Here is a 16,004-nt window from a genome sequence, read left to right on the forward strand (position 1 = left end):
TTCGTCAATAATACAAACGGATGTCTCTTTTACCGAGACGTCGAGGCCGCTATAATACTTCATGCTGCGCTTCCTTTCCGATGCTTGTGGCTGTTGCAAGACATGACCACGTTTATCATAACTCGAAGCGCAGCACCTTCTATTATTCACTACCGTCAAAGGTGGGGCTCAAGCCGAATACCCCATCTGACTTATATTCAATGCTGATTGACAAAGAAGAAGACGCTCGCAGATTTAAAACGGAGTCCTAGCGAAAAGGACCTGATTGCCGACCAGTTTTCAGATGTGGGCGGCTCACATTTCATCCAAATTTATTCCTAAATCCGGTAAAGCCGCCAAAGTAAGAATGATCTGGTTCAGTTTAACGCCGGGTAATCGCGATGCGCGCCTGAAGGGTTTCGCTAATCTGGAACATCCCTAATCGACACCACCCGTCGGTGCAACTAAGGGGCAAGCTCACCGCCATCATCAACGGCCATAAGCAGGGTCAATTCTCTACTCGCCAGATACGGTGAAGTGTAGTTGTGATTGAACGAAGTAAGAATACAAAACCGCCTTTCAAGGCGGGTTTGCCCCCCCGAAATAAAGAGCGAAGCGGCCATTTTTCAACCTCGTAACAACGTCAACCCTCGCCTAAAGTTGTCGCTGGAGATGATTTCACCTCCATTGCCTATCATTTGAACGTGGCTCCCGATGTGGTGTATCGATTGGCGAGCTATGCCTCTAATCAATGGTTAGATTACAAGGTTTCCCTGGTTTCAGATTCACGATAATTGCGGTTTTTATATTAAACAGTCATTGTTTTTGTTACGAAATGGGCTCTTTGTTAAAGTAAATTTGTCGATAAGTATGGTTACCGCGACATTAACCATGTTCGTTTATAACCTTCGATAAGTATAGGTTATCGTAGCTTATTGATTTGCAGCCGCAAATCAGCGAAAATCGGACCCAATTCGCGCTGCTGCAGGCCAGTTTTCAGCCCAATCAGGGAGTCTTGACCTTTGACCACATCGCCCGTTTCCGCCATCGAAAGGCGCGCCGAAACGCTCGACACGATTGCTGCTGTCTTGCCGGTGAACCGGCGCGACATGCTGGCAGGCATTTTGACCGATGAGGATGTCGAAACGCTCCGCCATCTGGTCAATGAAGGCATGGGCGAAAACACGCTGCGTGCGCTGACCTCGGATCTGGCCTATCTCGAAGCCTGGTCGCTGGCCGCAACCGGCAATCCCCTCCCCTTCCCGGCACCGGAAGCCCTGTTGCTGAAGTTCGTTGCGCATCATCTGTGGCGGCCGCAGCAACGCGAGATCGAACCCGATCATGGCATGCCGGCCAACGTGGAAACAGACCTGCGCCGAGGTGGCTTTCTGCGGGTATCTGGACCGCATGCGCCTGCAACCGTCCGCCGTCGTCTGGCCAACTGGTCGACACTCACCTGTTGGCGCGGCCTGGAGGGTGCGTTTTCATCGCCGTCCGTCAAATCGGCCATCCGCATTGCGGTGCGTGCCCTGAACCGGCCACGCAGCCGCAAGAGTGCCAATGCGATTACCGGCGATATTCTGGGCAAGCTGCTGGCAACCTGTTCCGGCGAGGATCTCACCGCCTTGCGTGACCGGGCCATCCTGATGGTGGCCTTTGCGTCAGGCGGGCGAAGGCGCAGTGAAATCGCCGGTTTGCGTATAGAACAGCTCGTCAAACAGACGCCCGTCACCGATGAGGACGGTTCTCCCCTACCCTCACTCGGCATTCATCTCGGTCGCACCAAAACCAGTGGTGCCGATCACGATGAAATCGTCTATCTTACCGGTCGGCCTGTCAACGCCCTCACCCATTGGCTGGAGGCGGCAAAGATCGATAAGGGCAGTGTGTTTCGAAAAGTCGATCGATGGGGAAATGTTTCGGCGCGTGCACTCGAACCGAGCGCCATCAACCGCATCGTCAAGCAGCGCGCACAAATGGCAGGGCTTGAACCGCGGGAGTTTTCCGCCCACGGGCTGCGCTCCGGCTATCTCACAGAAGCCGCCAATCGCGGCATTCCGTTGCCCGAAGCTATGGAACAATCCCGCCATCGATCCGTGCAGCAGGCGTCCGACTATTACAACAACGCCAAACGGCGCAGCGGACGAGCGTCAAGGTTGCTTTGAAAGTCCAGCCCAGATGTCTGAAATCGGGGTTGAGAGGCGACCATCCGCACGTGGGCCCGACCGACGTGATAGCTGTCAATGAACAATTTAGAGCCATCGTCATTGGTTTTTGAACGAATAGTTCGGGCCTTGCTCAGCCAGGTGAGACCGATCCAGGCAGACGCTCAGTCCTTGGATTTGCCATCTGAGTGCATGGATGCCGCGTTCTCAGATGGTGCCCCTGAAAAACCAGTGCATCGACCATGCGCACAAACCTCATTCAAGAATCCGTTTAAAGGGGCCTTCTTAAATATCGGCTACATCGCGCAGCCGTACGCCGGAGAAATTGGCGGCACTCAATGCATCAAACATGGCGCGGTCGCAGATGGGAGGTGCTCCCATGCGATCTTGGCGGAAGATATGGGCATCTCCCACAACATCCGGTTTGAACACCAAGCTGGCTCCGCCGACGAGGCTATAAAGTTTCTCGTCCTCGCCGGTCTGATAATTGTGGTCGAGCTTGATCCTTACCCGAGAGGAGGCTTCATCCAGGGCATCGAGTCTGCGCAGCACATTGCCTAGGTAGTACTGAGGACCGAGGCTCCCGTCAGCAAGGCTGAAGTCGCATGCCATAAATGCAAACGCCTCGGCGTCCATCTGCTCAAACAGTTGCTTCAAAGGCTCCGACACAATCCATATGCCAGCGAATTCTTCCAGATCGCGTGGCATTCCGCCCTTCTCCGGCACATGAACCAGGTGGGGACGCTCCGGATACTGATTTGGCATTCCGTTAGGACGCGAAACGACATTCATCCCCGGCTGGACCAGCTTTTCTTCGTTGGCGATTTCTATGCCGGGAACCCTGTCGTTACTCAAGAAGCCGGCATCGACTAGGAAAAATTCGCCCTTATGAGATGCGGCTGCGACTGAAATTTCAATGGCGGTCGGTTCGTTCACGGTGGCTTCCATCATGGATTCGGGGGCAGAACGGGAAAGCAGTTGAGCCGATGCTAGCCGGGCTTTAGTGCAGCCACAAGTTCTGTCGAAACGGTGCTCGCGATACTTGATTCACGTGAGTCTCGGGGGAGTTCGGAACAATGGTCGACAAGATGCTGGCTACGCTTTCCAATAGAGACATTGACCCATGCCATCGTTCTCAATGACTGCGGCCACTCACTTTCCGATGAAGCCGATATTGTGGAGCATATCACCAGGATGGTTGCAGGATATCTTGGTACAGCACCACTGCCTATCCCCACTATTCTGCAAGAAACAGCATAATCTCAAAGTTTGGAGGCCGACGCTTTGGCAATCTCACACAAGCCGCCCGCAACGGCATTCCCTGTCCGAGTTTATGCAGCAGTCGCAGCATAAATCCGTCAATCACGCAGCGCTACCACAATTATGCTGAACGCAAATCAGGAAAAGCGGCAAGGCTGATCGTATGAGTTGATCTGTAGTCGACGCAGTTCAGCAATCCCGTTTTCTTTTCACCGGAATTTGGGGATGCGCCTCAGTTTCTGCTGGCCGTCCACGTTTGCCAATTGTCGAGCTTAGACTTAAACAGCTTGAACAATAGCTGGAGCGCCACTTGAAAATTATTGCCGTTGATTTTGAAACCGCAAATGAACAGCGGGGAAGCGCCTGCTCAGTGGGCTTGGCATGGATTGAAAACGGCCGCGTTATGCGTGTCGTCGAACGATTGATCCGCCCCAAAGAGATGCGCTTTTCTTCTTTTAACATCGCTATTCATGGCATTAGACCGGAACATGTCGAAGATGCTGCTGAATTTCCTGAAGTTATGGATGAGTTTGCCGATGATTTCTGCGGCGCAACAATGATTGCGCATAACGCTTCTTTTGATTTCAGTGTCTGGCGTGCGTGTCTTGATCAATATCGACAGAGCTATCCCGCACTTCAATATCTTTGCTCGGTCAAAATGGCGCAAAAGGTCTGGCCCGATCTGTCGTCACATAAATTAAATGTACTGGCCAGTTATCTGGGATTGAGCTTCAAACATCATAATGCTGCCGAAGATGCCGCCATTTGTGCAGAGGCTTCAATTGCTATGGCCAAGGCGCTGCGTGTTACAACTTTGCTCGACGTTGCTGCGCACATCGGTATGAAACCTGGCCGATTATTTGCCGGAGGCTATGAGGCATGCACATGCCGAAAACGGTAAAATCGCTTACGAAACCACTGACTAGTTACGTCACAAATACCCATTTTCGGTCGCATCGAGCGCTCCTGCAATGAAAACAAGAAGACTAATCAGGCAGATTATTTCAGGTGATGTGGCATGATAAAGCCGCATGAATTTCTGGACACCAGCCGATGTCCCCAGACCGGTGAGATGCAATGGTAATCGGGCCATCTGCTGTGCCTATTCTCACTGCTAATTACAATGGGTACGACTGGAGCGTCGCCGACGCGAAACGACAATTCTCCGAGCACGATTGCGGCAGCACCCGCTAGAAAGATGCCAGCGGCCGGAACCATCCCTGAGCCATCGTAGGCAGCACCCAAGCCTATGGCGAAAAGCGTGGCGACGAGGCTCGTTCCTGAAGCGATTAGGGATGCACCTAGCCCTGCAACCAGACCCAGTGGGCGCATCGCCATGGCGTTGAGATTACCAAACAGGATTCCAATCGCAAAAAAGGCCAAAGAGCCAAAAAAGAGCGTTATGAGCGGCGGATGACCTACTGCCCTGATAACGACGGAATGAGTTAACGGCTGCTTCTCAATGGAGCCGCCGTTTGTCTAAGCCCTCCCTCCTCCATCCACGCTGTTGTTACGGAATTCAAAGTCATCGTTGAACTTGAATGTCGAATAATCTGCCAGAGCCAGATGACGAGTTAACGATCTAGACTATGCATCAGGACTCACGGGAGGGAACTCGCTCGCAAAACAGGCATTTTGTTGCCGATCGTTGCTTAGACTGCAAACCTACAATTATGGTTATTGGATGTTAGACATCTAGGCGGCAAGGTTAGCCATCTCTTCTGTGATTGGCTATATTCCGCGCATATTCAGTGAGGAGAACCAATGTCCGAACCGCAACTCTCCGTGCGTTCCAGCAAGGCACGCGATCTGGCCCATGCCCTAGCCAAACGCACAGGCCAGCCCATCAACAAGCTCGTTGAGCGGGCGCTGGAGCGTTACGATCATTAACTACGCCAGCAACAGGCGCTCACGCCCATGGACACGCTGCTGGATCTGATGGCAGAAGGCCGGCGAAACGTGCCGGAACGCACCACCTCCGCGCATGACGATCTCTATGATGAACACGGACTGCCGCGATGATCGCCATCGATACGTCGGTGATCCTGGCCATGGCCTTGCGCGAACCGGAAGCCGATCAGTTCCAGCGGCTGATGCGTCACGATGCGGTCATTGTCGGCTGGCCTACGCTTCTGGAACTGCGCATGGTTCTCACCGGCAAGGGCTTTGCGAATGCCGCCGCTATTGTCGATCAATTCGCTGAATTGCCGAATGTGTCGGTCGTTGCCTTCGAGCAGGTGCATTATCGCACAGCCGAACATGCCTTGGAACGGTTCGGCAAAGGCCATCATCCAGCCGCTCTGAACATGGGGGACTGTTTTTCCTATGCTGTCGCCACCGTCAACAAGGCGCCGCTTCTGTTCAAGAGGTTTGATTTCGGAAAAACCGATCTTAAACTTCACCGTGAGTCATCGACGGTATTATGATGGCCGAAGAAAAGCCGATTGAATGGCGCGCTGAACAACTCGATACGATTGCTGCCATCTTGCCGATGACCCGCCGCGATATGCTGACCAAGATTTTGACGGACGCGGATATCGAAACCCTGCGGCATCTGGTCAATGAAGGCTTGGGCGAAAACACACTTCGCGCGCTGACTTCAGATCTCGCCTATCTCGAAGCCTGGTCGATGGCCGCAACCGGCAGCCCCCTCCCCTGGCCTGCGCCAGAAGCCCTGTTGCTGAAATTCATCGCCCATCATCTCTGGCGTCCGCAGCAGCGCGAGATCGAACCTGATCACGGCATGCCAGTCGGGGTGGAACAAGAATTACGCCATCAAGGTTTTCTACGCGTATCCGGTTCGCATGCACCGGCAACCGTCCGCCGCCGCCTTGCCAACTGGTCTACGCTGACCCGTTGGCGTGGTCTCGAGGGCTCATTTTCGTCGCCTTCTGTCAAATCAGCCGTCCGCCTTGCCATCCGCGCCATCAACCAACCCAGGAACCGCAAGAGTGCCCATGCCATCACCGGCGATATTCTGACCAAGCTGCTGGCGACGTGTTCAGGCGAGGATATCACCACCTTGCGTGACCGGGCTATCCTGATAGTGGCCTTTACCTCTGGTGGGCGCAGGCGCAGTGAAATAGCTGGCTTTCGCATGGATCAACTCGTCATACAGGCGCCTGTCACCGATGAGGCCGGCTCTCCCCTCCCCTCTCTCGGCGTCCATCTCGGTCGGACCAAAACCAGTGGGGCCGATCACGATGAGATCATTTATCTGACCGGACGGCGTGTCGACGCCCTCACCCGTTGGCTGGAGGCGGCAAAGATCGATAAGGGCAGCGTGTTTCGAAAAGTCGATCGCTGGGGCAATGTTTCCGCGCGTGCGTTGGAACCGAGCGCTATCAACCGGATTGTCAAGCAACGCGCTCAAATGTCAGGCCTTGATGCAAGTGAATTCTCTGCGCACGGTCTGCGCTCCGGCTATCTCACAGAAGCGGCCAATCGCGGTATTCCGCTGCCTGAAGCCATGGAGCAATCGCGCCATCGCTCCGTTCAACAGGCGTCCGACTATTACAACGATGCCAAACGGCGCAGCGGACGGGCTTCGCGGCTATTAAGTTGATCGCTCCTCGTCCCGTCTCTATTCATCTTTCCTTTTCTCGACAAGGAAATAGGGCATCTGTCGTATTGAAGCCAATGCATTGCCGAGCTAGACGCGATGATGCTAACTAAGCCCCATCGCTGTGGGGTCAGCGGTTCGGGGGGCACAAATGGGACAGCAAATTTTCAAAATCGGCTCGTTGCACACGCGATTTCTGCGGCGTCGGCAGCATCCGTTATTGCTTCCGTCCCTTGTCTTTGCGCTCAGTATTCCCTTTCCAAGCCATGCGGAGACCTGGCTAGGCGGCTCTGGCAATTGGCTCAACCCGTCTTCATGGCAAGGTGGAACCGTGCCAAATTCAATCGGGGCCGTCGCAAATTTTCAGGCACTGCAGGACAATACCGCCTACGGAGTAAGCTTAGGGGGCCAACAAGTGACAGTTGGCGAACTAAACCTCAATAGACTGAACAGTGGATTCATCTTCTCAAACGGGACGCTCGTTTTTGCCGATACAGACTCGAATGCTGAGGTGAATTTTACCGGTGGATTTTTCAGCACTGATTTCGGTTATGATCTCACTACTAGACTGGATTCCAATACCATTTTCAACGTGATTGGAAATCAGACCAATGTATGGGGCACCGCTTCAATTTCCGGAGCAGGGGCCTTGATTAAACAGGGAGCAGGAAACCTGTATCGTTATGGTGCCGGCTCGTACACAGGCGGCACGATCATATCGGCCGGCGCCATCCATGCCAATCACGCAACCAACGGCATCATCGATACATTTGGCAGCGGACTAATCACGCTTTCGGGCGGGCACCTGCACTCGATGATCGATGGTGTTATTACAAACAATTTCAATGTCTCAGGTGGTTCTGTCTCTACCTTGAGCGCAGGTACGGGAACCACATTGCGTCTTGGCGGCTCCAATAGCAATACAACGATCGCGCTGTCAGGGGACCTCGTCGTCGGCGCCAGCGGCGCGAACGGTACAGTCTTCTGGGATAAACTATATGGCAGCGTCAATGAGAGTTCTACATTGGCCGTGGCCTCTGGCACTCTGAAAGCGAGTGCGGGATCTTCTCTTAGCTCATTCACCAGCTTCATATCGGCAACGCGCGTTGGATCGAACGCCGTTCTCGACCTGACAGAAACCGCCGGAAATATCAGGAATTTGCAGGACCTGTCACCAGGGTCAGGTGGTACCGTGGCCTGGACAGGCAATTTGATGATTACCGGAGGCAACTTCTCCGGTAATCTGGAAGGACGTTCAAATGGCGGCCTTCCGACCTCTCTGGAGAAAACGGGGTCGGACACACTCGTCTTAAGCGGCGATAACCGTGTAATAGGCAATGTGATTGTTACAGGCGGCGTCTTGCGCGCAGGCAGTGCGACGGGCCTGGCTGCTAACACACCTTATACCCTCAATGGCGGCACGCTCGATCTGAACAATTTTGATCTGGTCATGTCGGCCCTCAATGGCAGCGGTAGTGCCATTGCCTTAGGTAGCTCAGAACTGACTGTCGATCAGGCGCTCAACACGACCTATTCTGGTACAATCACCGGCGCCGGTAGCCTTATCAAATCCGGCACAGGCACGCTGACACTGACTGGCAACAATATTTACACCGGTGGCACGGAAATCTTGGGCGGTACACTTGCCGTCAACCAGGGATCGCCAGTCATTGATGCACTGGGCACTGGCATGATCACGCTTAACGGCGGTCGACTACACTCTGCTCTCGGAAATTCCACGCTTAACAGCTATCTCGTTGCAGCCGGAACAACGGGCACGATCAGTACTGCAACCGGCACTCAACTTTGGCTCAATGGCGGAGCGGGTCAAAGCTTCTCTCTTCAGGGCGATCTGGTGATCGGGGCAAGCGACGGAGCAGGTGACGTGATTATGGACGCCATCGGCACGAATGCAGCTCCGGCTTCTACAATTACAGTTGAATATGGACGCCTTATTAACGGCAACGGTTCGCTGGGAAATCTTACAGGTTTCGCAGGTGCGACACGCGTGGCGTCAGGCGCAACAATCGATTTCTCCGGGCATGGCGGGACAATTCGCAACTTGCAGGATGCCATCCCGGGGAGCGGTGGTAAGGTCTCGTGGGCCAACGATCGCCTTACCGTATATGGCGGCAGTTTCTCGGGCCAATTCGTGAATTCTATAGGTGGCGAATTCGTCAAGGAAAGCACAGACGTCCTCCTCCTCAACGGCAACAGTTATAATTTCAGCGGCACGACGACGGTTGCAGAAGGCAAACTGATTATCGGCGATGCCAACAACAGCAGCGCAGCGCTCGGCGGTACTATCAACGTTCTATCCGGCGCCATACTAGGCGGTTATGGCTCAGTCGGAGAAACGACGGTTCAGTCAGGTGGTATATTGTCGCCGGGCAATTCCATCGGCATCCTGACAGTCGATGGCAATCTGGCCCTTCGGCCCGGCTCAGTTCTAGAGGTCGAAATTGCGGCAAATGGCGCTTCAAATCACCTCTCCGATACTGTGGGCGTAGCAGGCATGGCCACGATTTCGGGCAGCACGGTTTTTGTGACGGCCATTGATCCCGAGACCAGCTATCAGAATGGTCAAAACTATATCGTTCTGCATGCCGATGGTGGTGTCAGCGGGACTTTTGCCAGCGTCGTTTCGCGATCTGCATTTCTCGATATGAGCGCCGTCTACGATGCAGACGATGTCATGTTGACCATTTCCACCAAAACCACCACGCCGGTCGATCCTATTGACCCGGTTGATCCGGGGACATCCAATCCGGGTACCTCGAATCCCGGCGGTGAAACGCCTGCGACACCTCCCCTCTTTACGACCGTCGCCCAGACCCGCAATCAGTATGCGACGGCCGGAGGACTGGATACGCTGGCGCAGGCGGGCTCGTCGCTTGCGCTTTATAATAGCCTGTTGATGCTGTCGGCAGATGAAGCTCGGGCTGCCTTCGATGACCTTTCCGGTGAGGCTTATGCTTCGGCCAAGGGCGTCCTGATCAATGACAGCCTGTTTATCCGCAATGCGGCTTTGGGTCGTTTGCAGCAGGCTTTCGGCGGCGCTCCGGCAACTCCAATCAATGCGTTATCTTATGCCGGAAAGCAGAAGAATATTTCGGCTTCAGCCTCTGTGTTTGACGCTGTCGAGCCGTCTAGCATTGCACCTGTCCACACCCCCTATACCGTCTGGGGCTATGCCTATGGCGCATGGACGAGACAGAATAGCGATCGCAATGCTGGTGCTGTAAAATCGTCTGTTGGCGGCTTTATCACCGGTATGGACAGCGCCGTCCTCGACACATGGCGTCTTGGTCTGCTGGCAGGCTATAGTCATTCCAATTTCAAGGTGAGTGATCGCGCCTCATCGGGTAGCAGCGATAATTATACGCTCGGTGCCTATACAGGAACCGAATGGGCGCTCAAAAATGGTGACGCCTTGGGATTCCGATCCGGTCTTGCCTATACATGGCATGATATCGATATGAACCGTTCAGTCGCCTTCCCCGGCTTTGCTGATAATATGACCGCCGATTACGATGCGGGAAGTTTCCAGATCTTCGGCGAACTTGGCTATAAGATCCATTATGGCAAAGCGCTTTTCGAGCCTTATGCGGGTCTTGCCTATGTTCGTCTGAAGACCGATGGACTTGATGAAAAGGGTCAGACCGCATCAGCTTTATCCGTTCAATCTGGCACGACGGATACCAGTTTCTCAACGCTCGGGTTCCGCGCATCAAAAGAGTTTGTTCTGGACAGCATCACGGCAACGGCACGGACCGACCTTGGCTGGCGACATGCCTATGGCGATATCACGCCGGTTTCCACCGCGAGCTTCATCGGCTCGGACGCCTTTACCGTCTCCGGACTTCCGATTGGACAAGATGCCGCTCTCATCGAGGCGGGGCTCGACCTGAAGCTAACCGAAGATGCCACACTCGGCCTCTCCTATACCGGCCAGTTTGCATCAGGTGCCAGACAGAACGGTCTCAATGCGAAACTCAGTGTCAGTTTCTAGGTTCTAACTGCACCGACAAATCAAGGACTTGAACGGCAGCTTGAAGACCCGAAGCGCCGTTAGGGGCTGATTTTCTCCTGACTGAGGTGGAGTGGGAAGGAGGCAGACCGGTTTCACATTGGCAGAAAATAAGGCAGCCTTTTCAGTGCTAAAACATGATCGCTTGTGGTTGTTGTCGATTGCGGGAGGGAGCGAATTACTCGTTGAGCCTCCCGTGAGAGCCGCCCGGCCTGATTGGATGCGACGCAATTAGTTTCTGCCTCCCAATGCAACGCGGCAGGCCAAAAGACCATTGCGAGAAGATACTGCGGCAGCTTCCTAAACCAGACCAAACCGGTGACACGGCTGCGGATATGTCCGCTCAGCAGAATAACCGAGCCATTTACGACAAGGCCGATTCCGTTCACCACGGTAGCCAGAACCAGCATCTGGACAATGAGTGAACCTGCCTCCGGGTGCACAAACTGAGGAAACAACGCCAGGACAAAGAGGGCCATTTTCGGATTTAGAAGATTTGTTGCCAGACCTTCTCCGAGTATCCGCTTCATTGAATATCGTTTTAGGGCCGATGCAGGGGTAAAATTTGCACCCTCAGAACGAATAGTTTTCCAAGCCAAGCACATCAAATAGGCGCAGCCAGCCCAGCGAATGACCTCGTATGCCGCAGCAACTACCAGAAAAGCTGTGAAAGCCCCAACGCTGCCGCGAGTGCATGGCAATATGTGCCGAGTGCTATTCCGGCATCGGTCAGAAACCCTGCGGCTCGACCCTGGCTGATGCTGCCTGTCGCAATGAGAAGCATGTCGGGTCCGGGCGCAGCAGTGGGCACCACGCACGCAGCGACGAAAAGCATGATTGTGGAGAAATCCGGCATATCGTTTTCCTCCGAGTTGGCCGGAATTCCGATTTATCAAAATCCATGAAGATGACAAGGCTAAACTGATGAAAAGTTACGAATAGCCAACTCTCTTACATCAAATGAAAGAGCCCCGTGTTCGCTTAATGATATCCGCCACCGTGTTTTTGCTGATGGCCATATCGCAAGGATCCAGCGATATCTACGCCCCCTCTGCAAGAAGGGCGGGCACCTTCAGAGCGTTGGCCTATCTGGCGACCGAGCTTCTTTTTTCTCACGCCTTTGCGGCGGCGATACCTGATTTAACGGGCCTACCCGATATCAATTTGACGCACTCATCCAGCGCTGCTGCCAAGGATGCGGATTTCATGTCATCATCGCGCGCAAGGCTTGAATTCAGCAGCTTGGCCATTTCAATGGCCTTCATAGACGCGTGCAAACTGTTTTGGCGAGAAGCCCAAAACATGCGACGCCTCAGCTATCTTAGCGCCCGGTTTGAGGGACATCATACATAATGATGAACGGCAACGCGTACGGTCGAAAGCCGATGTTAGTGATCCCTTGTCGTTAGCGCTGCCGCCGGATTCTAAGCAGCCAACAATTTTCCACCTAACACCACACATAAGTAGGAAACAGGGTTGTTCTTGACTATGTAATCACAGAACAACAGAGAGCTTATCTAAGCTGTTTGATTTCACGTCGCAAATCAGCATGTCGGTCGGCTAGGATGACCAGAACCGCCGAGATTTCCAGGTCTTGCGGGCAAAAGTCGGCGAGGATCGGTGGACACCTCCAAACAAATCAATTGGCCTGACGTCAGATTATCCGGTTTATTTCGACATGTTAGCTCAGCGTATCCGGTGAACGATATGCAAGATTATGATCGGCCAACTTTCCGGTCTATCGGTCAAATTCCAGTGATCCTGAAAACCAATAGTGCCATCAATTCAATAAAACAGCCTCCGCTCAATCAGCAAACCCGACAAGCAATGTCGGTCGGCCTGGATCGGTGAAAGGCGTTTTGCGATCGCTCACACGCATCTCCAAGGTTGTTAATTAGTTACGCAGATGGCACGCACACATCAATCGATCACTTAAAATCCACTTGTTTTTCAAGGGATTAAATTGAAGGATGTAAAATAGGTCCCCTTTCTCAGCATTGTTGTCTTTTGATTGAAACCAAAGAAATTAGTTTGCTCGCGGTTCGCATCAGTACTGGCCATTATGGAAAGCACTTTTCTTTCGCGGCCGATCTTTTCGATGTATACTAATCGCCAAAACTTCTGGCTTGAGCCCAGCCGATTGGCATCACGAAACACAGATTTATTCGGTGACCGTGTAAAAGCCAAAAATTGCGTGAAGGTCATGTCCTGACCGATTCCTTGTCGTCAGGACTGCTTAAACCGCAGGAGGAGTGTCATGGAACAGTTTCATGTTATTGCAGGACGAGACCAATCAACCTTCTACCCTGAAGTTAACCGCATCCGTATGGCAGATGTATTTGAAGCCTTGCGTCTGGGATTTGACGATTTCTGGGCAAAGCCTTCGCATTATTTGTTTCTTTGTCTCATATATCCCCTTGCGGGGTTGCTCATCACCTATTGGAGCACGAACACAAACGCGCTGCCGCTTTTATTCCCTTTGATGTCCGGTTTTGCTTTGATCGGGCCGATTGCTGCGTTGCCGCTTTATGAGATGAGCAGACGTCGTGATGAGAAGTTAGACACATCGTGGAAACGAACTTTTGATGTGACCCTTTCTCCGGCATTACCTTCTATTCTGGCTGCCGGTGCTTTTCTCTTCGCAATCTTTGTCGGGTGGCTGCTGGTGGCCCAAAGTCTCTATATTCATTATTTCGGCCTGATGCCTCCCGAGAGCATTTCGATGATGATGAATCAGATATCATCGACTGAAGAAGGGCGTAGCTTGATCTTCACGGGCTGCGGGATCGGCTTGGTTTTTGCCATCGTTGTTCTGGGCTCGATGATCGTTACGTTTCCAATGCTGCTCGATCAGGATTGTGGAGTAGCGGCAGCAACCGCCACATCAGTGCGTGTGGTTATGCGCAATCCTTTGGAAACCCTGCTTTGGGCAGCAATAGTAACTGCGATGCTAATTTTGGGTTTTGCCACAATGTTTGCCGGATTGGCGTTGGTAATACCCATCCTCGGACATGCCACTTGGCATCTGTATCGAAAGACAGTTAGGCGTCGGGCGCCGATGCATATTTGATGAAGGAATTGACCGGTTAGTCCCATCCGAAGCATCGCTTCGGGTGGGAGGGCGATGGCTTGTAATTGTCAACAAGCATGTTCAACCTCGGCGGAAGTTAGAGTTCTCGATAATGCAAGGGGACTAACAATTGCCTTACGAGCAACAGCCCTTTTGCCACAACACCTTTCTGACCGCCTTCGTATCGTATATACGCGCCATCGAAAACTATCCAACCCTCAGGCAGGCTTGGCTTTGATTAACCTTATTTGGGTCAGCATGCTTCGCGTTATTATCAACTACCCAAAGACGCATTATTATAAATCATTCTAGCCGCAGCCAGATCCGCCAGCGAAGAGCCGACCGCTTTGAACACGGTTATGTGTTGTGTCGATTTTCTTGCCAAGCGGTCAGAACGGCTTAGATCCCGCAAAGTGCCAAGAATTTCAGCTTCGGTAATGACACCATTTTCCAGAGGCTGAATGATGTCCCCCGATTCCATTAGGGCTTCCGGCCGATCGACATAGATCATCGCGCGCTGCATTACGATATCGTCTGCTTCACGCATCGTAGGTGTGAAACTGCCGATCAAGTCCACATGTGTGCCCTGCTTCAACCATTCCCCATGAATAATTGGTTCATTTGCCAATGTGGCAGCGCTGACAATGTCAGCCTCGCCGATTTCAAGTTCTAGATCGACTACAACATGTGCTTTGAAGCCACTGTCATTTAAGGTTCGAACAAGGTTTTCGGCGCTGTTTTGGTCAATGTCCCAAACGGCAACTTCCGTGATGGGGCGAATGGCGCGAAACGCTTCAGGCACAAGGCTTGCAACTTTGCCAGAGCCAATCATCACAAGTCGACTGGCATCGGTGCGCGCTAAATAACGGACACCAAGCGCTGCGGTAGCAGCGGTACGGCGCGTGGTTATAGTGTTGCCGTCAATAATGGCTAGCTGTTGACCGGTCTTAGCATCATACAGCACATACGTCGAAGTCAGTCCAGGCAGATTGCGAGTGCTGTTTGATGGGCAGACGGTGACAATCTTAATACCCAGAAAACGGCAATCGGCATTCGCGACATCCCATGCGGGCATAAGTAATAGTGTGGAATCGGCCGTGTCGCGATTGATAATCGTATGATGATGACGGGGTGGGCACTCGCAGCCAGTGGCAAAAGCCTGAGCAAGTGCATCTATTAGCGGTCTATAGCTGAGTGCTCTCGCGGCCTCAACGTCTTTGATTACTTTCATTCTCGCTTCACCAAATTTAGTCGTGCGCTGACGTCTGCATGTTGAACATCTGCTGGATGGTGCGACCGCTACGGATTCCATCAAGCCAGGACTGTTCCTTGATGATATGAGCCTGTGCTGCAGCAAGAACCTCAGTGGAGCGTTCCAGCGGTACAATTACTACTCCATCATCATTGCCAAGAACGATATCGCCGGGGCGTACGACTGCGCCTGCAACCGAGATTGCAGCATCAATAATGCCGCCAAAACCGTGATGCGGGCCGCGCGGAACGACAGACTTACAGAACATGTTGAAACGAAGTCGTCGCACGTCTTCCACATCGCGGATAGCCCCGAAAACAACGGCGCCGCCAAGCTGCCGATGAGCTGCCTCTGCAGTCATGATACCACCCCAGACAGCAGTATCTTCTACACCGCCAGCATCAACGACGATCACTTCGCCTTTCTGTGCAATGCCGATCAACTCACAAATACTACCACAATCACCCGCCATAGCCGTAACCGTACGCGCTTGACCGCAAAGCGTAATTCCACTGGCGACAGGTTTGATCACCGCATTCATGGCTTGAGTACGATTAAGACAATCAGACGCGACCGCAGGAGGAATGGCACGCCATGCCTGTAATTCAACCTGGGATAATCTGCTGAACGGGGCAACTACTTTTTGAAATGCCATTTTGGCATGCTCCTTGACGCACGGAATTATG

The 16,004-nt window shown here is 53.0% G+C and carries 11 protein-coding genes and 3 pseudogenes; 9 read left to right on the forward strand and 5 right to left on the reverse strand.

The features are described from left to right. Positions 1-1,001 precede the first annotated feature (1,001 nt). Positions 1,002-2,144 carry a site-specific integrase gene (locus OIV19_RS21770; protein ID WP_264233829.1) on the forward strand — a complete coding sequence of 381 codons (1,143 nt, stop codon included), beginning with the start codon at positions 1,002-1,004 and terminating at the stop codon, positions 2,142-2,144. Positions 2,145-2,429: 285 nt separating this feature from the next. On the opposite strand, the gene OIV19_RS21775 is transcribed toward OIV19_RS21770, so the two are convergent. Then, on the reverse strand, positions 2,430-3,080 hold the full coding sequence (locus OIV19_RS21775) for an imm11 family protein (protein ID WP_264233831.1): 651 nt from the start codon (positions 3,078-3,080) through the stop codon (positions 2,430-2,432). Between the two features lie 338 nt (positions 3,081-3,418). Between OIV19_RS21775 and OIV19_RS21780 the strand changes: the two are divergent. Both OIV19_RS21780 and OIV19_RS21785 read left to right on the forward strand, forming a co-directional pair. Next, positions 3,419-3,571, forward strand: a pseudogene (locus tag OIV19_RS21780) (integrase); the annotation flags it as partial. A gap of 143 nt (positions 3,572-3,714) precedes the next feature. Next, the gene (locus tag OIV19_RS21785; RefSeq protein WP_264233833.1) at positions 3,715-4,305 is read left to right on the forward strand and encodes a 3'-5' exonuclease; all 591 of its coding nucleotides are present in this window, start codon (positions 3,715-3,717) and stop codon (positions 4,303-4,305) included. Between the two features lie 98 nt (positions 4,306-4,403). Here OIV19_RS21785 and OIV19_RS21790 read toward each other — a convergent pair whose 3' ends face one another. Next, positions 4,404-4,742 carry a hypothetical protein gene (locus tag OIV19_RS21790; protein ID WP_264233835.1) on the reverse strand — a complete coding sequence of 113 codons (339 nt, stop codon included), beginning with the start codon at positions 4,740-4,742 and terminating at the stop codon, positions 4,404-4,406. A gap of 426 nt (positions 4,743-5,168) precedes the next feature. Here OIV19_RS21790 and OIV19_RS21795 point away from each other — a divergent pair. The 4 genes and pseudogenes from OIV19_RS21795 to OIV19_RS21810 all read left to right on the forward strand — a co-directional run. Next, positions 5,169-5,288, forward strand: a pseudogene (locus tag OIV19_RS21795) (type II toxin-antitoxin system VapB family antitoxin); the annotation flags it as partial. 134 nt (positions 5,289-5,422) lie between these two features. Continuing rightward, positions 5,423-5,830: a type II toxin-antitoxin system VapC family toxin gene (locus OIV19_RS21800; protein WP_264233837.1), complete on the forward strand. Its 408-nt coding sequence runs from the start codon at positions 5,423-5,425 to the stop codon at positions 5,828-5,830. Beyond that, the gene (locus OIV19_RS21805) at positions 5,827-6,969 is read left to right on the forward strand and encodes a tyrosine-type recombinase/integrase (protein ID WP_264233839.1); all 1,143 of its coding nucleotides are present in this window, start codon (positions 5,827-5,829) and stop codon (positions 6,967-6,969) included. Before OIV19_RS21800 ends, OIV19_RS21805 begins: the two co-directional genes overlap by 4 nt. 646 nt (positions 6,970-7,615) lie before the next feature. Continuing rightward, on the forward strand, positions 7,616-10,978 hold the full coding sequence (locus OIV19_RS21810) for an autotransporter domain-containing protein (protein WP_264233841.1): 3,363 nt from the start codon (positions 7,616-7,618) through the stop codon (positions 10,976-10,978). A 249-nt stretch (positions 10,979-11,227) separates the two neighbouring features. On the opposite strand, the pseudogene OIV19_RS21815 reads toward OIV19_RS21810, so the two are convergent. Continuing rightward, positions 11,228-11,852 (reverse strand): annotated as a pseudogene (locus OIV19_RS21815) (LysE family translocator). A gap of 128 nt (positions 11,853-11,980) precedes the next feature. Here OIV19_RS21815 and OIV19_RS21820 point away from each other — a divergent pair. Continuing rightward, positions 11,981-12,349, forward strand: a complete 369-nt coding sequence (locus OIV19_RS21820) for a hypothetical protein (RefSeq protein WP_264233843.1) — start codon at positions 11,981-11,983, stop codon at positions 12,347-12,349. 904 nt (positions 12,350-13,253) lie between these two features. Beyond that, positions 13,254-14,066: a DUF2189 domain-containing protein gene (locus OIV19_RS21825; RefSeq protein ID WP_264233844.1), complete on the forward strand. Its 813-nt coding sequence runs from the start codon at positions 13,254-13,256 to the stop codon at positions 14,064-14,066. Positions 14,067-14,340: 274 nt separating this feature from the next. On the opposite strand, the gene lhpI is transcribed toward OIV19_RS21825, so the two are convergent. Beyond that, positions 14,341-15,297, reverse strand: a complete 957-nt coding sequence (gene lhpI / locus OIV19_RS21830) for a bifunctional Delta(1)-pyrroline-2-carboxylate/Delta(1)-piperideine-2-carboxylate reductase (protein ID WP_264233846.1) — start codon at positions 15,295-15,297, stop codon at positions 14,341-14,343. Positions 15,298-15,313: 16 nt separating this feature from the next. Then, on the reverse strand, positions 15,314-15,973 hold the full coding sequence (locus tag OIV19_RS21835) for an RraA family protein (protein WP_264233848.1): 660 nt from the start codon (positions 15,971-15,973) through the stop codon (positions 15,314-15,316). Positions 15,974-16,004 lie beyond the last annotated feature (31 nt).

It is taken from the genome of Brucella sp. HL-2, from assembly GCF_025846885.2.
Classification (GTDB): domain Bacteria; phylum Pseudomonadota; class Alphaproteobacteria; order Rhizobiales; family Rhizobiaceae; genus Brucella; species Brucella quorumnocens.